The sequence below is a fragment of the Planktothricoides sp. SR001 genome (genome assembly GCF_001276715.1).
GTDB classification, from domain to species: Bacteria; Cyanobacteriota; Cyanobacteriia; order Cyanobacteriales; family Laspinemataceae; genus Planktothricoides; species Planktothricoides raciborskii.
This window is the reverse complement of the sequence record NZ_LIUQ01000003.1, coordinates 148,676-173,696: the sequence shown is the minus strand read 5'-3', so window position 1 is coordinate 173,696 and position 25,021 is coordinate 148,676. Positions and strand designations below refer to the sequence as shown.

The 25,021-nt window shown below is 44.2% G+C and carries 19 protein-coding genes; 3 read left to right on the top strand and 16 right to left on the bottom strand.

All coding sequences use genetic code 11. From position 1 onward, the window contains the following. Positions 1-106: 106 nt before the first annotated feature. The 9 genes from AM228_RS03070 to AM228_RS03030 form a co-directional block, all read right to left on the bottom strand. Positions 107-2,323, bottom strand: coding sequence for a hypothetical protein (locus AM228_RS03070; RefSeq protein ID WP_054464619.1), 2,217 nt, complete (start codon positions 2,321-2,323; stop codon positions 107-109). Positions 2,324-2,440: 117 nt separating this feature from the next. Further along, on the bottom strand, positions 2,441-4,402 hold the full coding sequence (locus tag AM228_RS03065) for a cyclic nucleotide-binding domain-containing protein (protein WP_054464618.1): 1,962 nt from the start codon (positions 4,400-4,402) through the stop codon (positions 2,441-2,443). Positions 4,403-4,458: 56 nt separating this feature from the next. Continuing rightward, on the bottom strand, positions 4,459-6,474 hold the full coding sequence (locus AM228_RS03060) for a cyclic nucleotide-binding domain-containing protein (protein WP_054464617.1): 2,016 nt from the start codon (positions 6,472-6,474) through the stop codon (positions 4,459-4,461). 75 nt (positions 6,475-6,549) lie between these two features. Continuing rightward, entirely contained in the window at positions 6,550-7,896 is a 1,347-nt protein-coding gene (locus AM228_RS03055) for a DUF4159 domain-containing protein (RefSeq protein WP_054464616.1), read from the bottom strand. A gap of 180 nt (positions 7,897-8,076) precedes the next feature. Further along, complete coding sequence (locus AM228_RS03050; protein ID WP_054464710.1) at positions 8,077-9,156, bottom strand: phage tail protein; 1,080 nt, start codon at positions 9,154-9,156, stop codon at positions 8,077-8,079. A 78-nt stretch (positions 9,157-9,234) separates the two neighbouring features. Next, positions 9,235-11,448, bottom strand: a complete 2,214-nt coding sequence (locus AM228_RS03045) for a putative baseplate assembly protein (RefSeq protein ID WP_054464615.1) — start codon at positions 11,446-11,448, stop codon at positions 9,235-9,237. A gap of 24 nt (positions 11,449-11,472) precedes the next feature. Then, positions 11,473-11,886 carry a GPW/gp25 family protein gene (locus AM228_RS03040; protein ID WP_054464614.1) on the bottom strand — a complete coding sequence of 138 codons (414 nt, stop codon included), beginning with the start codon at positions 11,884-11,886 and terminating at the stop codon, positions 11,473-11,475. 81 nt (positions 11,887-11,967) lie between these two features. Next, positions 11,968-12,264, bottom strand: a complete 297-nt coding sequence (locus AM228_RS03035; protein ID WP_054464613.1) for a PAAR domain-containing protein — start codon at positions 12,262-12,264, stop codon at positions 11,968-11,970. Between the two features lie 195 nt (positions 12,265-12,459). Further along, positions 12,460-14,589 carry a VgrG-related protein gene (locus AM228_RS03030; RefSeq protein WP_054464612.1) on the bottom strand — a complete coding sequence of 710 codons (2,130 nt, stop codon included), beginning with the start codon at positions 14,587-14,589 and terminating at the stop codon, positions 12,460-12,462. Between the two features lie 131 nt (positions 14,590-14,720). Here AM228_RS03030 and AM228_RS31695 point away from each other — a divergent pair, with 131 nt between their 5' ends. Then, on the top strand, positions 14,721-14,882 hold the full coding sequence (locus AM228_RS31695) for a hypothetical protein (protein ID WP_156331491.1): 162 nt from the start codon (positions 14,721-14,723) through the stop codon (positions 14,880-14,882). 671 nt (positions 14,883-15,553) lie between these two features. Here the strand turns inward: AM228_RS31695 and AM228_RS03025 are convergent. Then, positions 15,554-16,006, bottom strand: coding sequence for a PleD family two-component system response regulator (locus tag AM228_RS03025; protein WP_054464611.1), 453 nt, complete (start codon positions 16,004-16,006; stop codon positions 15,554-15,556). A 154-nt stretch (positions 16,007-16,160) separates the two neighbouring features. Then, the gene (locus tag AM228_RS03020) at positions 16,161-17,921 is read right to left on the bottom strand and encodes an efflux RND transporter periplasmic adaptor subunit (RefSeq protein ID WP_072160626.1); all 1,761 of its coding nucleotides are present in this window, start codon (positions 17,919-17,921) and stop codon (positions 16,161-16,163) included. 814 nt (positions 17,922-18,735) lie between these two features. Here AM228_RS03020 and acs point away from each other — a divergent pair. Next, on the top strand, positions 18,736-20,706 hold the full coding sequence (gene acs / locus AM228_RS03015; RefSeq protein WP_054464609.1) for an acetate--CoA ligase: 1,971 nt from the start codon (positions 18,736-18,738) through the stop codon (positions 20,704-20,706). Positions 20,707-21,028: 322 nt separating this feature from the next. Here acs and AM228_RS03010 read toward each other — a convergent pair whose 3' ends face one another. Together AM228_RS03010 and AM228_RS03005 are read right to left on the bottom strand one after the other, a co-directional pair. Beyond that, the gene (locus AM228_RS03010) at positions 21,029-21,319 is read right to left on the bottom strand and encodes a UPF0175 family protein (RefSeq protein ID WP_072160625.1); all 291 of its coding nucleotides are present in this window, start codon (positions 21,317-21,319) and stop codon (positions 21,029-21,031) included. 282 nt (positions 21,320-21,601) lie between these two features. Beyond that, positions 21,602-21,904: a CHAT domain-containing protein gene (locus tag AM228_RS03005; RefSeq protein ID WP_369817665.1), complete on the bottom strand. Its 303-nt coding sequence runs from the start codon at positions 21,902-21,904 to the stop codon at positions 21,602-21,604. Positions 21,905-22,202: 298 nt separating this feature from the next. On the opposite strand from AM228_RS03005, the gene AM228_RS31690 reads away from it, so the two are divergent. Further along, a complete protein-coding gene (locus AM228_RS31690; RefSeq protein ID WP_156331490.1) occupies positions 22,203-22,340 on the top strand; it encodes a hypothetical protein in 138 nt (45 codons plus the stop codon). Between the two features lie 286 nt (positions 22,341-22,626). On the opposite strand, the gene AM228_RS03000 is transcribed toward AM228_RS31690, so the two are convergent. The 3 genes from AM228_RS03000 to AM228_RS02995 are packed head-to-tail and all read right to left on the bottom strand — an operon-like array spanning position 22,627 to position 24,853. Next, positions 22,627-23,052: a hypothetical protein gene (locus tag AM228_RS03000; protein WP_054464607.1), complete on the bottom strand. Its 426-nt coding sequence runs from the start codon at positions 23,050-23,052 to the stop codon at positions 22,627-22,629. Further along, positions 23,003-23,176 carry a hypothetical protein gene (locus tag AM228_RS31685; protein ID WP_156331489.1) on the bottom strand — a complete coding sequence of 58 codons (174 nt, stop codon included), beginning with the start codon at positions 23,174-23,176 and terminating at the stop codon, positions 23,003-23,005. The genes AM228_RS03000 and AM228_RS31685 overlap by 50 nt, the downstream gene beginning before the upstream one ends. Positions 23,177-23,233: 57 nt before the next feature. Next, positions 23,234-24,853, bottom strand: a complete 1,620-nt coding sequence (locus tag AM228_RS02995; protein WP_054464606.1) for a CTP synthase — start codon at positions 24,851-24,853, stop codon at positions 23,234-23,236. Positions 24,854-25,021 lie beyond the last annotated feature (168 nt).

The window sequence follows — 25,021 nt, the reverse complement described above, 5'->3', positions numbered from 1 at the left end:
CTCCTTATATATTGTTATTGGTTATTGGTTCTTTGTTATTTGGGAGCGGGAAGGAACGGTGAGCGGGGGGGGGAACGAGGGGGGAGCGAGGGAGCAGGGGAGGGAATCAAGAGCCACAGCCTGGGGCGACTTTTTGATCGATGGTTTTGCGTTGTAGGCGTTGAAAACGAACTTGCCGATCGCTGCTACCACTAATAATCAACATATAATCCCCCACCCGTTTCACGTCAATACTGTTAATAATCTCTTTGTTTTTGGCCTTGTTTTTTGCCTGCTTGACGGGATATCCTTCTGGTTTGGCACGACGACCAGCTTGGGTCAAGGGCCAAAGCATGATGCGCCCGTCGGCACCGCCACTGACCAGGTGACAACCGTCGGCAGTTAAAGCCACGGATTGTACGGGTTGATCTTGATGTCCGCTAGACCATCGATCGATGGGTTGGCAGTTTTGAGGGGATGCCATGCAAAGGTTGAGATCCCAGAGGGTAATGTATCCCTGCCGATCGCCCGTAGCTAAGAGATTGGGCTTGGATGCAGCGGTATCGATACTGAAAATATAGTCTTCTTGACTGCCCGGTACAGGATAGGGCAGGTTTTGACGGCTGTTGTTGCCAAGATTCCACAACACCAGGTTGTTATATTGACCGGCGATCGCCAGGGTTTGGCGATCGGAACCAACCAACTCCAGGGCATATACGGCAAAACCGGCATTAAACCGATTGTTCGGTCGATTAATAATATCTCTGGACTCGAAGGTGTCAGCGGATGGTTGGCTTTGCTGGAGTATTTGGGGATCGGTATCCCACTGGAAGACTAAACCGCTGCCATGACCGCTAAATAGGTAGCGGGAGTCAGCACTAAATTCCAAAGATAAAACCCGGTCAGCTTTTTGATAAGAAAAAGTGGCGATCGCTTGTCGCGGTTGATTCCTATTCCCCTTAGATGATAACAAATCCCAGAGTTGAATCTCACCGTTTTCCAGTCCGACGGCGATCGCATTATTATCACGAGGGCGATAGCGAATCGTTCGCACCGCTTTATCGAACTTAGCAAACTCCCCTTGATCGTCGAGGTGATTTCCCTTCACCCTCCAGGTGCGGATGGTTTGGTCATTCGACCCACTCACAACCCAGTCGGCAAGTCCGCTCAACTGGACAGCGTTCACGGCGCTTTTGTGACCTTGGGGGTTTAAATGAAACGCCAAAACGATCACCAAAAAGATCAGGAATAGTCCACTACCTTGAAGCCAGCGAGGAATGACGGGCATAACTTCAAGTTCCAGGACTTGGATATCATTGCGGACATCCACGCGATTGTCCGAAACTACTGCTCCGACTTGCAAGATCAGTTTTTGTACCCAACCGAACCAAGGGCGACGCTTGCAGGCTCGCAGTTCTAAGGGTTTTATTTCTCCAGGGGCGATATTTTCTTGTTCTGGAAATAGTTCTAGGGTGCAGTTGGGCAGGTCTTCGCCCACCATCTGAATACTGACTTGCTGTTGAAGATTACTGGCGTTTTCAACAGCTACTTGATAGGTGACGGGCAGCGATCGCCAACTGGGCAACCAAGTCTGCAACCAAGAACGTTCTGGGGGAATTTGTCGTCGCTTTGGGTCGCAATTAAACTCCACATATCCCGCTGGGAGGACTTCGATATAGCCTTCGGCCAAAGCTGGCGAACCCTTGGCATGAGAAGCTTCCACCTTAAAACCATAGACTTGACTCAGGGTTTGGGAGGTGGGGGGTAATTGACAGGAAAAACTGGTTTGTCCTTGTTTCCCAGGGGCAATTTGTAATTGTCGTTCCATACCATCGGGAAACCAAGTGGATTCCAAGCCTAAACAGCGCACCACCGCATTCACCGAAAGTTGGGTAGGGTTCGTCACTCGCACCGGGATTTCTAGATGAGAGTCGGGAAGTGCCTGAAACTGAGACATCGGCAATTCCAGCACCAAAGGAACCGAACTACTTCCTTGTTCCACGATTAAACGGATAATTTGCCGGTCTTCTCCCCCCAGTTCCAGAGAAAATACCCGGACGGTTAAGTTCATCATGCCGATAAAACCGGGAGTGGGAGGAGCGACGATCGCGATTCTAAACTCCGTAGCAGCACCAGGGGGTTTTTTGGTGCTGACTTCTGGAGAAAGACTATACCAAGAGGCTTTTTCCTGAGATTCGATCCCGGCAGCGATCAATTCCAGTTGAAAGGAGGCAAAGCGATCGCTGCAATTAATCACCCCCACCATCAACTCTGCCGGGGAGCCTCCCGGTTTAAATGATATTTCCCGTTGCTGAACCTGCGTACTAATCAGTTTTTCCGCCATATTTCACACCAAATTTGTTATTTGTTATTTGTTATTTGTTATTTGTTATTATAAAATGATGTTAACAAGTAACCAATAACAGTCATGTTGGGATGACCAAAGCGATAATCAAAGGGATTACACCCCAAATAGTGTAGTGATTCGCTTACGAATCCAACTCAAAGGATTCTCATTAAAACTATTATCATTTTCTTCGATTAAACCCAAATTTTTAAACATTTCTTGACGTTCATCTAACTCTGCCTTATGTTTGTGCAACTCCAGAGCAATTTGGTCAGCGAGTTCTTGATAGTTCTGTAATAAAGTTTGCAACCCATCGCGATCCACCACAAATAACAGAGTATCCGTAGTGGTTCGCACCGTCGCCGTCCGAGGAATTCCCAACAATAAAGAGAGTTCGCCAAAAAAAGTACCATCGGATAAAGTTGTTAAAAATTTATTAATTTTTTCCACATATATTTCTACGGTTCCCGTGAGGATAATATAAAAAGCGTCCCCAGGTTCATCTTCGCGACAAACATAGTCTCCTTCCTTAATAAGTTTTTTATAGCCAATATTAATCATTTCTTGAATATCTGATTCGGAAAAATTATGAAAATACTTAACTTTTCTTAATAAATCGGCCAAATTTAAAGCTTGATATTCTTCAGTTTTACTTCGCAGTTTTTGCGCTTGCCTTAACAAATCTTGCACATAAGACTTTTGATTAATTGTCGCTAATTGAGTAGCTGCTTTGGCTTCCTCTTGCTCAAGCCGGAGTTGCTCCATCTGTTTTTTCATGCCTTTTTCTCGGTTATAGATTTTGACCGCCATTTCTTGAAAAACTCGTGCTAACTGTCCCAGTTCATCATCCCGTTTGAGTACAGGCACCAAGGTTTCAGGGTGAAACTCTTCCGCCTGAATTTCTTGGGCTGCTTTGTCCAAAAGTGAGATGGGCTTAACGATCCATCGGGAAGTAATCAAAGACACAGCCACTGCACCCCCTAAAGCGGCAAAACCTAATATCAGAGTCATCTGGGTATTAGCATAGATATCATCCATGAAATCCGCTTCTGGAATCATTAAAACGATCAGCCAATCCAGATCGAGTTCTTGCAGGGTACTGACGTGGACAAATAGGCGATCGCCATCAATTTCTAAAGAAAACGGCTCCGGTTTTGGCGGGATTTGCAAAATTTTATAATCAGACAATAATTTTTTGGCCGTCGCTTGAATCATTGGATCGCCACTTTTCGTGGCTAAAATTTGTTGACCATCTTCGGTGGAAAGAGGTTGATTCACGGAAGTCCCCACCATTTTTCCTGAACCATCAATAATAAAAGCTTTGGCCATCTGACTGGTCTTTAAACCACTCAAAAATTCACTAATTTGCGCGAGGGTGATCTCAGCCGCCATGACCCCACGTAAAGCGCCACTATTATCATAGATGGGTAGAACGGAATTAATCCCCAAACTCTGATCCCTTGCGGAAGCATAAATCGGACTCCAGATCAATCCTCTGCTGCCCTTAGCCTCCCTAAGAGCCGCTTTATACCACGGTCGTGTTCGCGGATCGTATTCTTGTCGTCTGATTTCGGGACTGCGCTTGCCTTGGGCATCCAGTTCATAAAATACCCGCAGGGGTGCCGTTTCCTGGGTTCTGATTCGCATTAAGCTTTTACCATCTTTTTGCCGCTCAACTCCAACAAAATCTCCTTGGGCATTGCCATAAAAGATATATGAAATGCCTTGTTCTTTCATCGCCCCGGCACCATCGGGTTCAAAGCCAGCCCCCGCGAATCCGGGGGTCTGGCCTAGTTGAACTTGACGCCAAAAGTTGCGCTCTAAATTGGGAAAATTCTCCACATCTAAATTGCCATTGGCGATCGCAATCTGATTCATTTTCTGGAAAAACTGAGGCGTTCCCAAGTATTTTATCACTTGAGACTTAGCCAAGTTGCTCTCTTGAACAATAATCTTGCGGATTAAATCTTCAACCTCTTTCCTCGCCGCAATAAACGAAAGCCAACAAGTCACCCCCATTGCCAGAAATATTTGGATCACCACAAGAGTGGGTAATAATTTTCTGATTGAAGCCATAATTTTAATTTTTGTTAGTGGTTATTGGTTATTGGTTATTCGTATTTTACTCGTAATTAAACCCCAAAGCGAACGGTCATAACTTGGCGAATCCAACTTAAAGGATTTTCACTAAAACTGCGATCGTTTTCATCAAGCAATCCCCATTTTTTCAGCATTTCTTTTCGTTCATCTAATTCAGCCTTATGATTATGGAGTTCGGCAGCAATCTGGTCAGCGAGTTCTTGGTAAGTTTGCAATAGTTTTTGCAACCCCAGGCGATCGACCACAAACAAGATCGTTTCTTCCGTCGTCCTAACTGTAGCTGTCCGGGGAATTCCCAGCAGCAAAGAAAGTTCTCCAAAAAACGCCCCCGCAGACAAATTGGTTAAAAACTTATTAATTTTTTCTACATAAATTTCCACCGAACCCTCTAAAATAATATAAAAAGCATCACCGGGTTCATCTTCGCGACAAATATATTCTCCTTCACCTAGAGTAGTCTTATAACCAATATTAATTAATTCTTGAATATCGTGGGCAGAAAAATTGTTAAAAAACTTCACTGACTTAAGCAAGTCTGGCAGGTTTAACTGCTGATATGTATCGTTTTTTTTCCGTCTAATATTATTCGATTCTTTGAGTAATTTTTTTAAATAATAAACTTGACATAGTTTGATTAAAATATTGGCTTTTTTCTTTAAATTTTTTTCTTGGCTAAGTTGCTCCATCTGCTTTTTTAAATGCTGTTGTCTGGCATAAATCTTGTCAGACATATCGACAAACACTCGCGCCAGTTCTCCTAACTCATCTTGCCGTTGGCTCACCCCGGCCAACGTTTCGGAATTAAAACCTAATGCCATCCGGCACGCTTCGCGATCGGATTCAATTTCTCCGGCAGCTTGGTTTAAAATTCCTACAGGTTTTAAAATCCATTGTGACGTGATAATTCCCAACAAAATCGCAATCCCTAAAACCAAGATATAAAGGAACAGTATCATCCGCAAATTAGCATAGACATTGCCCATAAAATCAGCTTCAGGAATCACGACAATAATAGTCCAATCTAAATGCGGATGATCGAGAGGTTTCACTTGAATAAATTGGTAATCCCCGTCAATCTTTAACTCAAATTGCGTCTGCTTGGTAGCTCCCTCCATCATATTATCTGCCAGTAATTTTTTCATAGTGGACTGGATCAGTGGGTCGCTACTCTCCGACGCATTGAGTCGTTGGTTCCCTTCTGGTGTCGATATGGAGAGAATTTCATTCGCTGAAGTCGCCACCAGTTTTCCTGAACTTTCAATAATAAATGCTTTGCCATTCTGACCAATATCTAAATTACTGAGAAAATCGCTGATTTGTCGGAGGGTCATTTCAATGCCAAACACCCCCAACAATGAACCATTGTTATCATAGACAGGTAAGACCGGGTTAATTCTTAAACTGGTTTGATCGTAAGAAGAGCTATAAATTGGACTCCAGGTTAATTTTCTCGCCTGTTTAGCTGCCTGATACCAAGGGCGCAGCCGAGGATCGTAGTCTTCTCGGATTATTTCTCTAACTTTTTGTCCTTGGTTGTTCAATTGATATGTAATTCTATGAGAATTACCCGGTGTTTTCAGCCTCAAGATAAGTTGTGCATTATCTTGATTTTCCACGCCGATAAACTCGCCTTTCTCGTTGCCAAACATGATATATTGAACGGATGCTAAGAGGTTACCAGTTTCGTTATATAACTGGGGATTTTCGGCAATATTTATCAAAGTATTCTGGGCTGAATCATTTTTTGGTTCAAAAACAGAATCTTGGATAACAATCCGCCAGAAATAAGTCGCTAAATTATCAAAATTATTTAAGTTTAAATTTTGATTATCAACCACAATTTGACTCAGTTGATGGCTCATTTGTGAGGGATCCAAATAGGCCATTACCTGATTATGGATATGTTCGGTGACTTGCCAACTCAATTGACGAATGAGTTCGTAAACCGTTTTTTTGGCGGAAGTATAGGAGATCCAACCGATCGCACCCATTGATAGGCTAATCTGCAACACCAGAATTGTTGGTAATACTTTGCGGATCGAAGCCATAAAGATGTTCCCTCATTAATGATTAATTGATAATTGATAATTGATAATTGATAATTATCAATTGCCCGTTGTCCATTATTCCAAGTAGGTAATTTGGCGACGACGCCATGCATAATGCAAGATATTAATGCCCATTTCTTGAGCGGTGCGGAGAGTTTCTCTGGAGACAGAATAGCGATCGTCCAGTCCACAAGCGGCTAATAAATTACCAATCACAATCACAATTCCACCACCGACCATGATGGAAATCGGGTTATGGTCAATTTCTGGAAGCTGAGAAAATAAGAAGGGCTGGGTTCGCAGGGGATGAGGTTGGGGAAATTGATCGATCGCTGTTAAAGGAGTCCCCAACTGCTTGGCAAAATCTTCAAAGGCAATTGATAGTTGTTTTACTTCTTTTTCCAGTTCTTTGTCAACGGCTTGCAGTTCTTTATTGATATCTTGTTTGAATTTTTGTAAATCTGCGGCATCTAAAGATCCCAGATTACCTAAAGCCTCTTGTAATTGTTTTTTGACGGCGATCAGGTCTTCGATTTTCGTGTCTTTGATAGCGGCTTCGATGAATAATACGCTCCCTGAGTTTAAATAATTTTTCAGGCTGGCTAGTTGTTCAGCTTTGAGGGGACGGGATTCTTTATATTTGAAATAAATTAGGTCATAGTTAAACTGTTTTTGTTCTTCTTCTTCTGGATTTAATTGTAAGCTGACTTGACCAATTTCTTCAGCCCCTTGTAATGCGGGATATAAGGCGTCTAGGGACTGAAGCAGATAGGAAAAATCCCTAAGCTGTTTTTCTAAGTTCGGGTTGTTGTCGGTGACGACCCCAACTCGGACAATCCCCTGCGATCGCGATCGCGCTTTTTGCCGGTAGCGTAAATCTAACTCATTGAGTTGAGGGTAAAACACATCAGTAGGATTAGAAATTTGCACTTCCCCAGGTTGCAACTGAATCCGGCAAATCTCCACGTCCAAATCTGTGGGTGGACTATTCCGTTCATCAATCCTAAAAGTTTCGGTGACAAAATCGTTATTGGTTTCCGTTCCTTGAAGTTGATTGGGGTCTACATAACTGACCACTAAATAAATGGTCGTCGGTTGCTGTTTGGCTTCTGAAGTAATCCTAAAAGAAACTGGCTCATTCACCACAATTACATTGCCAAATAAATCAATGGCAATGCCTGGTTGAATTTTCACCCAACGGCGATCGCGATATTGTTGAGTCACTTCTGGGGGCGGTTCAATGGCATAGACACCCAAATCGGAAACAATACCGGGCTGATTCAGGGATTGATAGTGAATATTTTGGCGGATCCGATGATATTCATGAGCCATTTGCCATCGCGCACTATTAATTAGCATCCCATCACTAACTTGAATCCGCGTCAATGGTTTGATATTCGGAGGTGGCCAATCTTTACTCATAATTAATTGGTTAGTGGTTAGTGGTTGTTGGTTGTTAGTTGGTGGTTGGTGGTTGGTGGTTGGTGGTTGGTGGTTGGTGGTTGTTAGTTGGTGGTTGGTGGTTGGTGGTTGAATCAAATACCGCAAATAACGAATACCGAATCACTAATAAATAATAACAACTCATCACAAATAATAACATTAATTAGCCGAATCGATAAAAAGTTCGTAAGTACAAAATGCGGGTTTTTCTTGTTCTATAATTTCCCGAACTAAGCCTTCGTCAATCGGCTGACCAGGTTCAGGACGCAGCCTCACCAAAAAATGATAGGGACGACCGCCTCCAACGATCGCATCATCACCAAGACGACTAAAACCTAGGACAAACCCTTGAGTAAAAATTTCTTGAATACTGATATGTTTTTCCTCTTCGGGCAGATGTTCATCTAAAGGTAAGTCCGTATATAAATGTAAATAAAGGCGTAAGCCTCTGCGAGTGCCGCGCCAATGAAATAGTTTAATTGCCTGCCGAATTAAATAACGCTGCCGAGTTAAACTCAAGCGAGCGTCCATTTTCCATCCGACCCAATGGGAGAGGAACGGCAACAGCATTTCCGGTGCGGTCAAAGGATCTAAATAAGCCCAAAGGGATTCTAATTGATTAACCGCTGGTTCAAATCCTTGCTCGAAAATCTTTAATAATCGACCAATGAAGTCTACCTCTCGGTAAAGTTCAGGCAGAAAATTCAGATAAAGGCTCCGAGGGCGAACAAAGAGGGAAAATCTGGCTGACTGGGTGATAGTTAGCGGAGAAGTTTCTAAGTCATTGTCTAAGCTATAGTCAATATGAATTTGGCCATAAAAATCTAGAGTTAGGGGATTTTTATGGGTGACAAGCGTATCATTAGACTCGAAGAAGTTGCCGGGGATTTGGAAGTAGAGGACGCCTTCGATCTGACCTTTGGCAGGCACCTGATTTCCTTCCATTCTGAATCGACACCAATGAGCCGGAAAATTGCCTTCTAACTGGGCATTGATCTGCACGGTTTGGGCATTATGGTTTTTGAGTCTTACTAACAGTTCGCTGCTTTCACCGGGATAAAGCAATACATAGCTGTCAGCATAGTTGTTAGCATGGTTCGGCGCACTGGGTAGTAATGTGTTTTGAAAAGGGCGATCGCTTCTCTGGGCCGCTCTTCCCACTGGCTCAATTGGACCAGATGGCAATTGCATCGGCACCAGTTCTAGTCGCAATGGTAAAAGGTCGCGGGCTTGAGTCATTTTATCACTGGTAAAAAGGTTATTTGTTGTTTGTTGTTGGTTATTGGTTATTCGGAGCAAATAACCAATAACCACTCACTAAAGTAAACTAATCGCGTGGCCTGATCTCAGTTGCAGATTGCGCCAAGAAACAATCAGACCCAAAGGACCAGGATTAATCACGGGTTCGCGGGGCAGAAAGCGCACCCAAGTATTTTCTTGACGGCGTAATTCAAATAGCTGCACCGCGCCCAAATAACGCACGCCAGCAATTTTTTGTAACAATGTGACAATATCGGAGGAATAAACCGGACGACCAAAAGGCCAGCCTCTTCTTTCCGGGCCACCATTAATCGGGTTGAGAAATTGGTACAAAGCCGATTGTAATTCCAAGAGAATTTGCTGTTGGGCAGCAGTGTGATTATATTCCGGTTCTAAAGCCACTTCGGTTTGCACCGATACTCCCACATATTCCGGTTGCCCACAGGTGACTTGTACCCCCAGCAACCGTCGCTCATCAAGATAAGACAGAACTTTCTGTTCTAAATTAGCCGATAGGTTAAATTTATCTGGGCTGATACCTTCGGTGGCAATGCGCGTGGTATCGACTTGAGGCACTAACAGCAAGCGGACTTGTCCTGCTTCTTCTTTTTTCATCGCGGACATACATAAAGCCCGGGCGATCGCACCGTCTCCTCCTTCCAATGCCAGGGTTTCAAAGTCTTCCACCGTTACTGCCCGATTCCGAGTCCGCAACAAACGGGGGGTTCGGACGACTGCTTGTTCCAGGGATTCTGCATTGCTGCCATCTCTAGCTGGTTGATGGTTGACAACCCTCGCCACATAAGGCACCGCCGTTTTCAAAACCGTAATCGTTTCCCGTTGGACATTACCTTTGTCTCCCCCCCCGACGCGATAGGCCACCATTTGAATCATCGAGCCTCGGGACGGTACTGCCCCATATTGCCGTTCTCCTCCAGAAGTGGCGGAAACCTCAACGGTATTAGCATTAGCACTATCAGGCAGATAAATGCTTTCTCCCGGTAGTTGCTGCGATCGCCTGCGAAACTGGATTTGTTCAACCTTATGAGCCGATTCCCGAATCAACGGGCCAAATTGAACTCTACCCGTCAGGGAATCAATCGTATAGTGTAAATCCTCTGGCCTAGAATCCGCAAAATCTGCCACCTCTTGCCAAATTTGTGGCACCCCTCCCGGTGGTGTCACTAAAATATACTCATCGGATTTACGGGGCAACACAGGAGCGCCTTGTAACTGATAACTTTGTCCGGGGGTTCCGTCGCTTTCGCCGAGGACTTCATTTCTAATTAAAGCACTTTGATAAGCTTCAACCGTACCACCAATCGATCGCGCACTTATCCCCACAATTCGCGGAGAGCTACTATACCCCGTTTGACTTAGGTTTGGTTGGCTATACAAACAACGAATCCAGCGTCCTTGGTAGGTGACAAATACGGTTTCCGGCCATTCCTGGGGCAAATGCAGAATCACATCCGCCCCTGAAAGCGGATTACCCCCCAGGCGAACTAACTCACTAAAACTAAATCCTTGGGTTTGATCGTCGATTTCTTGCAACAGAATCGGTTCCCAAAAATTACCATTCCAAGCTTCCCAACGGCGCGGCGGATTGTCAGGATTAATCCCGGTAGTGGTTGCCGCTGAACCTTTAAAGGTAATCGCCAGGGTATTTCCTTTACTAGGGGCGCTGGAATCAAAAACTAAATAAAAGCAATTCCCCGGTTGCGGATCGTCGTTGAAACATGGCACTTCTTGCCCATGCCAAGACCCATCTCGTTCCATTGTCCAAGAACCCAAAAAGCGATCGCGCAGACTTTGGGGTTGATCTTCAGGGGTCGGCGCCGATAAAAAATGTCGAATTCTAGGATTACCAATTCGCAGGGGTTGTTCGGTGGTAAAGACAACTGCTGGCTGCTCTGAAGTTTCCTCCGTAGCCACCTCCGTTCCAGCGGGAATTGTATAAGTTTGTGGTAAGCTGGCGCTCAAGTAAAAACTTAAATAAGCTTTTGCCGGAGTCGGCGGTTTCAACCGCACCCCCAGCAACTCCAAAAAAGCCACATAGTTTCGCCTAGGCACCTGATTGAATCGCTGAAACATCTGATCGGTCATCCAGGCAAACAATTCAATCAGGGTAATTCCTGGATCCGATGGATTATAATTCGTCCATTCTGGACAATAGCGGGGAATCCTTAACAAGCACTCATCTACTAAGTCTTGAAAAGCGCGATCGTCCAAATCTGACTTGGGCAAATTGGGCAAGAAATCAAACTTCATAATCCCCCTTTAGTTCTCTGGCGCTTAAGAAGGTGGTAGCAAATAAAACGGATAAATCATACTTTGGGAATCATAAGAATCCTTCGGGTGATATTGGATGATAATATCTACTCGACCCTTGGTCGGATCCGGTTCTGTATAAATCCCATCCACAATAATCCGGGGTTCCCATTGTTCGAGAGCTTCTTGCACATACAAGCGCATGAGCAATAAAGTTTCCGTATTCATCGGTGCAAACACCAACTCGGAAAGCCGCGAGCCAAAATTTGGGCGATAAACTCTTTCCCCTAATCTGGTGCCTAAAATTAATCGAATGCAATCCTCAACATTCGGCACATCAGAATTTAGTTGCACACCGCCTTGGAGATTGACTTGCAAGGGAAAAACCAAGCCCCTCCCCAAATAGTCCCGATGCTGGTTCTTAGAAATTTCCGGCATACCTTATCCCCGCACATCCTTGAGCAAGTCTAGTGCAGCGATCGCCGCGATTCTATTCGCCAAAAGTCGAACATAGACGAATCACGGCGCCACTAAAACCGTTGCTGCCGTTCCCACCACCGGCAAAGTCAAAGGCACCGGCACTGGAGCCGGAACACTCATCCCCACCGCCATTGTCAGGGAATGGGCCACGGGACGCCCCATTGCCAACACCGTCACCGAACAAGGCATCATCAAAACCCCAGTGGCCATCGGTGCCCCAGCCACCGCATCTCCCAAACAGGCGATCGGACGCCCCATTGCCAACACCGTCGGCGCCCCTGGCCCCACAATCGGACTGCCGCCCGCCACATCTCCAAGCACTGCTACTGGTAACATCTCTCCAATCCTCCTCGAAAGCTTTTCGCCGCTTCAGAAATCTTTATTTCAGTCTGCCTCACCTCCAACCAACCAGTCATTAGCCATTAGTCGATCTTGTTGTTCGTTGTTCGTTATTGGTTATTCGTTGTCCGCTCCAAACAACCAACAACCAACAACCAACAACCAACAACCAACAACCAACAACCAACAACATTAACAATTCAACCGAATCAACGGTGCCGTAAAACCAGCAGTCGCCCCAGCCATAAGCTGAAATGCCGCCCCAGTCTGAAGATTCAACGCACCGCCCGCTTGCAGCCCTGCCGTACCTCCTGCCTGCATACTCAAAGAACCCCCGGCCTGAATATTCATTGCTGCCCCAGCCTTAACCGCAACCTGTGCCGCTGACTGGATATTCACTTGGGCGACTCCCTCAATTGCCACCTTAGCCGGAGACTTAATATCCACTCCCCCAGTCCCAGTTACTTCCACTTTCGGGCTATTAATCTTAATCCCCGAATTCGTCATTTCTATGGTACTCGGCCCGACTTTCAAAACAATCTTAGTCATCCCGGTAATATAAATTTCACCCGCATCAACATTAAGTTTATTGCTTTTACCGGAAGTCCCGGTTTTAACATTCATATCTCCCGTAGAAGTGACATTAATTTTTTTGCCGGAATCATCCATCAAACAAGTATGCCCCCCATTCGTCTTCACCTCGATTTTTTTATTCTTATCATCCAACAACATATAATGTTTGCCACTGGTTTTAACCTCGACAAATTTATCCGTATCGTTCATATACAGGTGATGTTTTTGCCCATCTACCGTTTCTAGATAAATTCCTTTTTTACTACTATCTTTATCCTCTTCTACAAATTGCAGCTTATGTCCTAAGCGAGTGGTAAAAGTTCGCAGCCGCACTTTACCATCCACAACACTATTATCTACCGGATCTTTAGTTTTTTCTTTGCCATTCCACACACCGCCAATCACATAAGGACGATGAATATCCCCATGTTCAAAACCCACCAAAACCTCATCATTAATTTCTGGTAAACAATCAAAGCCACGATTAGGTCCAGCCCCAATACTCACCACCCGCGCCCAGTTACTTTCATGTTCTTCGGTTAAAGTAGGAAATTTCACTCTCACTCGGCTCCAACCTTCCGGATCTTTATTATTACTCACCACTCCTACCAGTAAAGTTTGCCCGGGATCGAGACGCTGTTCTGGCATCACTGTAGTCAGTAAATCGCCCCCACGCAAACCCCGCACCGTAAACTCTGTGGTATAAATGCCATCGGTATAATGGTGATGAGTTTCTGTTACATAATATTTGCCACTATACTTACCCATATCTGCCAGTTTCACCACTCGTCCAGGACGGATTTTCGGATTCCCTTCCCCTGTAGCATCTGCTTGGACAAATTCTCCCCCTAACTCATTACAAAGGGCTTGGGCCATCACATCTCCTTCTTTGGCCACAAAAAAAGGTTTATCCACGACAATCACTTTGGGGGAAGAAGGTTTGCCGCTAAAAGATGAACTGGTTTTTGATCCTTTGCCAAAATCAGTTTCGGTGACGACATTGGCAGAACTGGCCTTAGAAACGAAGGCTTTTTTCTCTTTATAATCCCAGCCGCGTACTTCGACCGAACTAATTTGTTCACTACTGGTGACACGCACCCGAAAACTATGAATATCTTCTAACCATTTTAAGCTTAAAGTATCATCTGCTTTAGGTTTTCTAAAGTTTAATTTGCCATCTTGGACAAATAATTCATAGCCATTGCGGGCTGCCCTTTCCCGCAAAAATTCCATATTGGTTTGATTTTGTTGAAACACATATTTATGAGAAGGACTGGTACTATCTACAGTCCCCGCAGAGATGCCCGCTTCGCCAATAATTTTATTGACAATCGCGTCATCAGTCATATCCTGAAATGAGCGATTATGTCTTCCCCGATGCAATCGATGCGCCACATCATAGCCCCGAATAATCATCGTTGCTTCAGCATTTTCTGTAAAATTACTTTCGATCGCGGTAATTTCCCCTTCGATCACTTTTTCCGTGTTTTCGGTGGAAAACTCAGAGGCTTCTGTGGTACTGGATTTAAAACTGACTTCGATTTTTTTGCCAATGGAAAACAGACTTTCATGTTTCCACGGTTCCCCACTGCCGGGAAAGTAATCATTGTTAATCATTAGGGTAAACATTCCCGGTTGATGCAAACTTTCTTCCACGGAAATTTCCATCAAATCTTGCATTAAACTTTCGGAGGCTTTGCTGCCACCAATTTTTAAAATAGGTTCAGCTATATAACGTACTGGAGACATGGTTTTTACTTAGAATTCGCCAGCCCTATTTTAGCCAGTGACTAAGCATCGATCTATTCTACCAAAGTAGAATGAGAAAGCCACAGGGACAGAAGAAACCAGTTTGCTTTTCTCAATGCCACAGTTAACTGTTGTCTGAAGAAACCCAGTTTTTTTCTCAGGTAAAGGTTGGTGGTGGCGATCGCCTAAGCGACCGAGAAACCGGACGAGAGTCCGGTTTGATTTGCTCAATGCCACAGTTAGTGCCACAGTTAGTGGCGATCGCCACCACAGCCACTCGGTTTATTTTCTGAGCAAAAAACCAAAAATATGAATTATTAAACATCCTTATTCAGGTGAATAAAATTTGCAAAAAAAAACGCTGCTCGTTTGTTTTTTTGCTGAGAAATATTTTAGTTTAATTTAAAGCATTTCTTGTTTTTTAATATTTGTTATATTTTTAATATGTTCAGGATTTTGTAATAAAATTATTGTTTTATATTTTTTTATTTTTAATTGATTAATATACACAAATTTAATGGATTAAATTACCTGTATTTTTTATTGTTATAATTAATTTTTTCAAAATTAATTATTTGCTAAATTGCTTTGCTATTTATGGGATAAAAATTGATGGTATTGGAGATGAGTTAATCGATATATAAATCGCTCTAACAGAGGGAGATTAACAGATATTTTTATTGGCGATGTTTCTGGTAATTGAGTAATCATAAACAGTTTTCTTTCAGTGGCGATCGCCTCAAATTTAACCACGGCAGACTGGATTAAATCGCCAATATCTACTTTGATCCTTTCCCAGATTCCATTAAAGTAATTTGTAATAAACGATATACTAATCCCTCTAGTATTTTATCACTTTACATTTGATCTATTTTATATAGGCGTTTTTCTTTGGGATAATCTTCACTTCTGAGGAGTTCCAAATTCAGGAACATACCAGTCAGGGAATTGCGTAAATCGTGAATCAGCATTTGCACCATATCTTCCCGCAATTTGAGCAAGGTTTGCAGTTCGTTATACTGTTGCTTAATCCGCAATATGGAGTGAAAGATCGCAATTCTAGGGCATTGATGGGTTTACTAATAAAATCGTCGGCTCCGGCATTCAAGCAACGGGCTAGGTCTGCTTTTGAGTCTAATGCTGTCACCATAATAATGGGAATAGCTTGCCATTTTGACATAGCTTTAATTTGGCGACAAACCGAAATACCGTCTATTTCAGGCATCATTACATCCAGGAGAATCAAATCTGACACAGGGACTCTCTTTGCCAGTTGCAGAGTCTTTTCCCCGGTGGTCGCGGCGACGATCGCATAGTCCTCCTTCAAAAGCTGCATCAGCACTTGTAAGTTATCTGGACTATCATCGACAATCAAAATTTTCGGTTTAATTGGTTGAGAATCTGTCACTGCGGACATATCGTTATTTTTGTTTCCTCTGGTGAGAGCCCGTTCCTAAGATTTGTCTGGTTTTCTAGACTCTGGCTGATTTCGGGCAGCAAAGTCTGTGCCCTATCGGTGTCTAACTCGATTAAGCACTCTTTCACTGCCTGTAGTTTAACTTCAAATCGAGCTAACGCATGACTCGAATTGTTGCCCCATCAGAGAGTCTTTGTAAACCAGAGGTAATAATTTGATCTCCCGGTTCTAATCCCTCCAGAATTTCAATGCGATCGCCTTCTACAAATCCCAATTTCACCGGCTGTTTTTTCGCCTTCATTTGTGGTTCTTCTCCTTCAGCATTGGGGGGTGACTGTTCCACCACATACATAAACCGTTCTTCTCCTTGGAAAACCACAGCGGTAGCCGGGACAACGATCGCGCCAGGACGACGGATCCAAATAATTTTAGCCCGGACAAATTGGCCATCAAGCAACTGACCCTTAGAATTATCAAACGTTGCTTTTACTAACACCGTTTGCGAATCAGCATTCACTTGAGGAGAAATAAAACTAATCCGCCCTTGGGCCAAAGATTCATTGTTACTATTGTAAATCTCCACGGGCATTCCTAAACGCAATTCAGATAAGCGATCGATGGAAATAAGTATCCGCAAATCTAAAGTATCATTTTGGGTTAAAGTAGTCAGAACACTGCCCCGGTTTAAATAGTCGCCAATTTTCACCGGCACATCCCCAACTATCCCAGAAAATGGGGCAATCACTCGCGTATCTTCGATCGCCACTTCTAAGGCTCTATTTTGGGCTTGTACTTGGGCTACTTCCGCTTCGGCGGCGGCAATTTCTTCAGGACGAGTGCCATTTTCTAATCGTCTGAGCTCTTGCAATCGTTCTTCCACTTCCGCTTCGGCGGCGGCAATGGTTTCAACCCGTGGCCCTCGTTCCTCTCTGGCTAAGGCTTGGGTGGCTTCAACTACCGCCGCTTCCGCCGCTTGGCGGTCTTCCCTTTTACTTTCTTTGAGTTCTTCTAAGCGTTGTTTGGCTTCTTCCAGGGCAGCTTCGGCGCGACGGTTTTCGGCCACCACTTCATCAAAGCGATCGCGGGAAATGGCACCTTCATTGAGTAACTCCTCATTACGTCTGACTCGTTGGGCGCTCAGATCCAGCCGCGCTGCTGCATCAGCAATTTGGGCTTCCGCTTGAGCAATTTCTTGACTTCGGCTGCCCCCACCACTCAAGGCTTGAAGTCTGGTTTCCGCTTGCTTTAATCGCGCCCTGGCTTGGGCAATGTCTTCCGCACGGTTGCCCGCTTCCAACTCCGCCAACCGCGCTGTCGATTGACTCAAACGCGCCCTGGCTTGGGCAATTTCTTCAATGCGCGGGCCTGCTTGTAATTCGGCTAACCGGGCTTGGGCGCTAATTAAGTTGGCTTGCCCTTGTCGTAGCTGAATTTCTGCTTCTCGACTGTCCAAACGGGCGATCGTCATCCCTGGAGAAACGCGATCGCCCGGTCTGACATAAATCTCGATCAGCCGACCATCCACCTCGGACTGGATACTCACCGCCTCTTCCGCTGCCAAATTCCCCACAATTTCACTGCTTTCTTCCAAAGTGGTTAATTCTACTGAGGCAATTCTGACGGAAATAGCCCGGGCGCCACCCCCTTGACCTTGCGCCGGTTGGGTAGTCTGAGTCAGAGTCGGCCACCAATACCATCCGCCTGCCCCTGCACCAGTCAACAGTATGATTCCTAGAATCATCCCCTTTAAGGGTGACTTGGGGGATTTTTTTCTCGAAGACCGAGGCTTTTTATTGGATGCAGGTGATGAGGAATTCTCTGCCGATGGCGAAATGTCAGGCAGTTCGGATTCGGCGATCGCCTCTCCCTCCGGGTTGGTTATCTCTGTGGCCAGGTAAGAATGACGAGTATCCATGAAGTTACACTGATTTCACAATTTCTTCAAATTTAACATCTTTAACATCTTTAACATCTTTAACATTTTGTCTTTTTCTTTTGCGTGAGAATTATTGGCTAATCTAATTTTTTTCAGGCTAATCAGATACAATAAGGTACAAATATATGCTGATAATATTCAGGTAATTAAAGATGATTCTTGCATCATTTTATTTGATGATAAGAATAAGTTAAGACAATGTTCATCGGCTTTTCGCGGTAAAAGCCCGGACTGACCGCTGAATTCATTTTAAACATTTAAATATTTAATAATTGGGTAATCTCGACCATTATTTTACCATAATCCACCAATTATCTAATAGAAATGCAAAATTATAAAAAGCCGAGTGGCGCTTTTAAGATGGGTTGGGAGGGATCGATTCGTTATTTTGCCAGAGGTCTATTTTAGATTTTATTTAAATTTATCTAAGATCCGATGGGGATTTTTGCCCATAAAACTGCTCGTTTTCTGGGATAATATTAAGTTTTGTAAATTAATTTGTAAATTAATAAAAATTCATAATACTCGACAAAATTGAGCAAGTTAAGTATAATAGAACAATAAATTTTCTCGGAAATCAGGACGGAGGAGCAAAAATCAAGCAAAACGCAAAACCTAGGCCAGCATATCACTGATTTGTCAAAATTTCTTCATAGATATAGATGATGCCTCCACAAGCTCAGAAATAAGCTGAGAAAATTGTCATCAAAATCTTGGCTAAAGATTTTGATTAAAAAATTGAGCCATCTGTTAAGTTTTTAAAGGTTAGTTAACGTTAGTTAAATAAAGCAAAATGACTGAAACAGCGATTGAATCGGTTCTACACGAAGAGCGTTTATTTCATCCCCCGGTTGAACTCTCAAAAAACGCTCATATTAAAAGCCTGGAAGACTATCACCGGATTTACGACCAAGCCAAAGCTGACCCAGAAAAATTTTGGGCTGATTTAGCAGAAAAAGAGTTGCACTGGTTTGAAAAATGGGACAAGGTGTTAGACTGGCAGCCCCCTTTTGCCAAATGGTTTGTGGGTGGCAAGTTGAATATTTCCTACAATTGTCTCGATCGCCATTTGACTAATGGACGGGCTGATAAACCGGCGTTGATTTGGGAAGGAGAACCGGGAGATTCTCTCACTTTTACTTATCGCGAATTGCATCGGGAAGTTTGCCTGATGGCTAATGCCCTGAAACATTTGGGGGTGGGCAAAGGCGACCGTGTGGGCATTTATATGCCGATGATTCCCGAAGCGGCGATCGCCATGTTAGCTTGTGCGCGAATCGGGGCGCCTCATACGGTGGTATTTGGCGGATTCAGCGCCGAAGCTTTGCACAGTCGTCTGGAAGATGCCCAAGCAAAATTGGTGATTACTGCTGATGGTGGCTGGCGCAAGGATCTGATTGTGCCGTTGAAAGAACAAGTGGATAAGGCGATCGCTGATAACGCCGTCCCCACCCTGAAGCACGTCCTGGTGGTGGAGCGCACCGGGCAAGAAGTCCACATGGAAGGCGATCGCGACCATTGGTGGCATGAACTGAAAACCCAGGTTAGCGATGATTGTCCCGCAGAACCAATGGATAGTGAAGATATGCTCTTCATTCTCTACACCTCCGGGACAACGGGCAAACCCAAAGGGGTCGTCCATACCACGGGCGGTTACAACCTCTATACCCATATCACCACCAAGTGGATCTTTGACCTGCAAGAAAACGATATTTACTGGTGTACCGCTGACGTAGGCTGGATTACCGGACATAGCTATATTGTCTATGGCCCATTGTCCAACGGGGCGACAACCCTCATGTATGAAGGGGCGCCGCGTCCTTCCAACCCCGGTTGTTTTTGGGATGTGGTGCAAAAATATCGCGTCACCATTTTCTACACCGCCCCCACCGCCATTCGGCTATTTATGAAAATGGGCGAACACCTGCCCAAAGCTCGAGACTTATCCTCTTTACGGTTACTCGGCACCGTCGGCGAACCGATTAACCCAGCCGCTTGGATGTGGTATCACCGGGTGATTGGCGGCGAAAAATGTGCGATCGTGGATACCTGGTGGCAAACCGAAACTGGCGGGATTATGATTACCCCCTTACCCGGCGCCACTCCCACAAAACCCGGTTCAGCCACCCTGCCCTTCCCCGGCATTATCGCTGACGTGGTGGATTTAGACGGCAATTCCGTGGGTGCCAACCAAGGCGGCTATTTAGTCATCAAGCATCCTTGGCCCAGCATGATTCGTAATGTTTACGGCAACCCGGAACGCTTCCGCAGTACCTACTGGGATCCAATCGCCCCCATCGATGGCCAATCCGTTTACTTTGCCGGAGATGGTGCCCGTCAAGACCCCGATAGTTACTTCTGGGTCATGGGTCGCGTAGACGATGTAATTAGTGTTGCCGGACACCGTTTGGGCACAATGGAAATCGAATCGGCCCTAGTGTCTCACGAATCCGTTGCCGAAGCCGCAGTAGTCGGCAAACCCAGCGATATCAAAGGAGAAGAAATTGTCGCCTTTGTCACCCTGGAAGGCAGCTACGACCCCAGCGAGGAGTTGGAAAAAGAACTCAAAGACCATGTGGTGAATGAAATCGGCGCCCTCGCCCGTCCGTCGGAAATTAAATTCTGTGACGCTTTGCCCAAGACTCGTTCTGGGAAAATTATGCGGCGCTTATTACGGAATTTGGCCGCCGGTCAAGAAGTCGCTGGGGATACTTCTACCCTGGAAGACCGTGGCGTTCTGGATAAATTACGCAGTGAAGCATAAGTGGCATAAGTTCAGCAACCGATAATTAAATAGATGTCTTAAATCAACCCGGTTAGTCAAATAACCGGGTTTTTTTATGGTTAATTTTTTATGGTTAATAGTTATAGTTAATATAACTTATAATATAACTAAAAAACTTCGTTTTCTTATTTTTATTTGCGATTTAATCGCCACCACGTAAGCCCAACCAAAGTGGTGATTATTTTTACCACAAAGACACAAAGAAACACAGAGACAAGGCTATGCCGTATTCCTAGTGTTTCTCTGTGTCTCTGTGGTTCAAAAATAATCACCACAAAGACACAAAGCAACACAAAGACAATCATAGCCAACCTCGATCGCGCAAATGCTGAATATCTTCTTCAAATTCTTCCATATCATAATGAATACAAATGCCTCGACTCGCTAAAAGCTGCTGGAATTCAATGGGATGCATTCTAGCAATTTTGCTGCCTCGACCTAGGGTAATCAGTTCTTTTTGAAATAGCGCGATTCTCGTTCCGAGACGCTGCGCGATCGCAATTTCTCTGAACCAGTCAGCATCACTTAATTGACTTGCTTGGGCGATCGCCTCATCAGAAATTTCTAAAGTGATTTGCACTGCTTTCCTCATCTATTTTATATGTATTGCCTATATTGCCTATATTGCCTATATTGCCTATTTTATATTGCTTTCCTCTATTCTCTGTGTTTCTCTGTGTTTCTCTGTGTCTCTGTGGTGATTATTTTTTTACCACAAAGACACAGAGGGAAACATAGACAAGTTATCATTGCCCGGAAATCACCACCCCAGCCCAAAAATAAGCATCCCTAAAAGGAATATATTCGGGATTTTCCTTCTCACTTCTAGACTTAGCTTTTTCTAAAATACTCGCATCACTGGGGGTAGCATTTTTTAATAATTATTCATAAACCTGAGTAATGTCTGCCTTGCCGTCTTTAGCCAAGTTTTTGCTTGGTTTAAGGCAATAACTGCCGGTTCAACCGCGAGATAAGCTTGATAAAATTTAATCGCCAATAAACCAGCCGCTTCATCGTTGACTGGCCATAAAGAAGAAATCACCTGAGAAACTCCAGCCTGCAAAAAAGCACTGGCTAAACCTACATATTCGGTTTCCATAGCTGTCATCTTGGTCATGGCAGTTTCGCAGGCATTGATATAGGCAAGGGAATAGGAATTTAAGCATAAGTTGGCGATTTATCCCGCCGTTAACTTATCTGGCTAGAAATAAGCCGGATAAGTTGGGCTTTTCTTGGTTATAACTAGCATCACCGCTAAAGTGAAATATTTGGGATTGAGATATTTCGAGATTGTTGCCTTCACTTTATCCTTGAACCAGGTGATTATTAATGTTAGCTTTAATCTTAGCTTTAATCTTAGCTTTAGTAGCATGAATACTAACCAAATTCCTAACTTTATGCGCGGATTTTCCCCAAATTGACTTAATCGCCGTGGCTGCGGTTTGGGAATATGGCAGTGGTGTTAATTCGACCCTATGGGCAGCATAAGCCACTATGAGCAAATTAGTCGGAGTGATTTGATTAGTTTACCGGCTATTTTACCGGCTATTTTACCGGCTATTTTACCGGCTATTTTACCGGCTATTTTTCCAGCCAAAAGCAGCCCTCGGTAAACGAGTCATGGCGATATTTTTCTGCCAAGATTCCTGCCAAGATTCCTGCCAATACTTGAGAAACGATGCCTCTAAGGGTAAGCCTCTAAGGGTAAACGGTGTAAGTCCCGGTGAGGTATCGGGATTAGTTGGCTAATTTTGGTGTTACTAATTTGGGGGTTCTTTTGGCGGTTAATTTGCCAGGAGTTGGTTAAGCATATTTATGGGAGAAAAGGAGAAGATTTGCACCACAAAGACACAGAGGGACACAAAGGCGGGTTTTAAGCCCGCCCCTATAGGAAATTTTTTACTTTAAATAGTAGCCAGTTTTTCTTTCAATATACTCTAGGACTTTGCCGTGGGCATCCGCATTGCTATGAGGATGTAAAATCATCTTTGTGCCATTATCAGGCAACCAAAAGGAGATTTTGTGAGTGTTTGGGTCTTGAGAAAAAGCGCTGATCCGGTTGAGATCGAGCAAGTATTCTTCTCGGTCGTAATGAAACTTAATCCAATCGGCACTTACAGTGGTTTTGTGGTGGATTTTTTCTAGGTAATTCAATACCTTTTGATATGACTCTGCATTACTTTGGGGATGAATGCAAATCGATACACCTCCATCAGGTAACCAAAAAGTTATTTTGTGATTAGAAGACACAGAAAAAGCGCCAATCCGATCGAGATCAATCACATAAGTCTCCCGATCGTAGATAATTTTGACCCAGTACGCCACAAAGCCTCCTCACTCGCACTTCCCCTGGATTTGGGTGATTTTTATAACTGCCTGTTGTAGGAATTAATCCTACGGAAGAATCCTCTAGTTCATGCAGGCGATCGCTGACATTATCTGCCTGCAAATCCTCTGTTTTATGCTGATTTTTCTGAGGATTTGTATGCGGATTTGTATGCGGATTTTACCCCTCGTTTTCGTCTCCCATAACTTGATAAGATGCCGCTTTAGTAAAACCATGAAATAATGGATGGGGGGTGTTAGGACGAGAGTGAAACTCAGGGTGGAATTGGGTGGCAATAAAGAACGGGTGATTGGGCAATTCAATAATTTCCACTAACCGACCATCGGGGGAAGTTCCACTTACAATATAACCACTTTCTAGGAATAGGTTACGATAGGCATTGTTAAACTCATAACGATGGCGGTGTCGTTCATAAACTACTTCTTGTTGATAAAGTTTTTCCGTCAAAGTATTCGGTGTTATCCGACAAGGATATAACCCTAGTCGCATGGTTCCCCCTAAGTCCACCACATCTTGTTGTTCTGGCAATAAGTTAATCACTGGATTATCTGTGTTTGCATTAAATTCGGCACTATTAGCATTGGGTAAATTGGCAATATGACGCCCCCATTCAATCACGGCACATTGCATCCCCAAACATAACCCCAAAAACGGGATTTTTTGTTCGCGGGCATATTGAATGGCCGATATTTTACCATCAACTCCGCGAATGCCAAAACCTCCGGGAACTACGATTCCTTGGATATTAGCCAGATATTTTTCTGGGCCTTCCGCTTCAATATCTTCTGAGTTCACCCAAGTCAGTTCCAGGTGACAACCATTGGCGATCGCCCCATGTCGGAGGGCTTCGACTACGGATAAATAAGCATCACTTAAACGGACATATTTGCCAACAATAGCAATGTTGAGGGGTTGACCCCCCTGATAAAGGCGATCGACTAGGGTTTGCCACTTGCTTAAATCTGGTTGACGGTGTTCAATTTTCAGCAAGTTAATCGCTTGAATGGCTAATCCTTCTTTTTCTAAAATCAGCGGTACTTCATAAATACTCTTGGCGTCTGGAGAAGTAATCACGCATTCCACGGGTACATCACAAAATTCGGAAACTTTATGCTTAATTCCCTCGGATAAAGGGCGATCGCAACGACAGACTAAAATATCGGGTTGAATGCCAATTGACCGCAATTCTTTAACAGAATGTTGAGTCGGTTTAGTCTTCATTTCTCCAGCGGAAGGAATCCAAGGCACCAGAGTTACATGAATATATAACACATTATTTCGTCCCACATCTTTGCGAAACTGGCGAATTGCTTCTAAAAAGGGTTGGGATTCAATATCACCCACAGTTCCGCCGATTTCTGTAATCACCACATCGGGATTAGTATTTTTGGCTACGCGATGAATTCGTTCTTTAATTTCATTGGTAATATGAGGAATAACCTGGACTGTACCTCCTTGATAATCTCCTCGTCTTTCTTTATTGATCACTGCCTGATAAATTAAGCCTTGAGTCACACTGTTAAGTCGGGACATGGAGGTATCGGTGAAGCGTTCATAATGTCCCAGGTCTAGGTCTGTCTCAGCCCCATCTTCTGTCACGAAAACTTCCCCATGCTGAAAAGGACTCATGGTTCCGGGGTCTACGTTGATGTAGGGGTCAAGCTTTAAAATCGACACTGAATAATCTCGTGACTTCAGCAACCGCCCCAAGCTGGCAGCGACAATTCCTTTGCCAATACTAGAAACCACCCCACCAGTGACAAATACAAATTTACTCATAAAAAAACCGCCTCAGTTTTAGAATGCGGCGCCTGCTCATGTTCAGAGATCCAGCTTCGATCGCCTGGGACTGGTGAGCATAGCGCATAAAATTTCGACTTTTACCTTATAATATCCGATCGCGATCGCCATTTTTTCAGGGTTTTATGATTTTTTCACCATTTATGC

Bases quoted from the DNA above. Each gene is read 5' to 3' on its own strand.
- AM228_RS03070 (WP_054464619.1), bottom strand. From the start codon at position 2,323: ATGGCGGAAAAACTGATTAGTACGCAGGTTCAGCAACGGGAAATATCA.
- AM228_RS03065 (WP_054464618.1), bottom strand. From the start codon at position 4,402: ATGGCTTCAATCAGAAAATTATTACCCACTCTTGTGGTGATCCAAATA.
- AM228_RS03060 (WP_054464617.1), bottom strand. From the start codon at position 6,474: ATGGCTTCGATCCGCAAAGTATTACCAACAATTCTGGTGTTGCAGATT.
- AM228_RS03055 (WP_054464616.1), bottom strand. From the start codon at position 7,896: ATGAGTAAAGATTGGCCACCTCCGAATATCAAACCATTGACGCGGATT.
- AM228_RS03050 (WP_054464710.1), bottom strand. From the start codon at position 9,156: ATGACTCAAGCCCGCGACCTTTTACCATTGCGACTAGAACTGGTGCCG.
- AM228_RS03045 (WP_054464615.1), bottom strand. From the start codon at position 11,448: ATGAAGTTTGATTTCTTGCCCAATTTGCCCAAGTCAGATTTGGACGAT.
- AM228_RS03040 (WP_054464614.1), bottom strand. From the start codon at position 11,886: ATGCCGGAAATTTCTAAGAACCAGCATCGGGACTATTTGGGGAGGGGC.
- AM228_RS03035 (WP_054464613.1), bottom strand. From the start codon at position 12,264: ATGTTACCAGTAGCAGTGCTTGGAGATGTGGCGGGCGGCAGTCCGATT.
- AM228_RS03030 (WP_054464612.1), bottom strand. From the start codon at position 14,589: ATGTCTCCAGTACGTTATATAGCTGAACCTATTTTAAAAATTGGTGGC.
- AM228_RS03025 (WP_054464611.1), bottom strand. From the start codon at position 16,006: ATGTCCGCAGTGACAGATTCTCAACCAATTAAACCGAAAATTTTGATT.
- AM228_RS03020 (WP_072160626.1), bottom strand. From the start codon at position 17,921: ATGGATACTCGTCATTCTTACCTGGCCACAGAGATAACCAACCCGGAG.
- acs (WP_054464609.1), top strand. From the start codon at position 18,736: ATGACTGAAACAGCGATTGAATCGGTTCTACACGAAGAGCGTTTATTT.
- AM228_RS03010 (WP_072160625.1), bottom strand. From the start codon at position 21,319: ATGAGGAAAGCAGTGCAAATCACTTTAGAAATTTCTGATGAGGCGATC.
- AM228_RS31690 (WP_156331490.1), top strand. From the start codon at position 22,203: ATGGGCAGCATAAGCCACTATGAGCAAATTAGTCGGAGTGATTTGATT.
- AM228_RS02995 (WP_054464606.1), bottom strand. From the start codon at position 24,853: ATGAGTAAATTTGTATTTGTCACTGGTGGGGTGGTTTCTAGTATTGGC.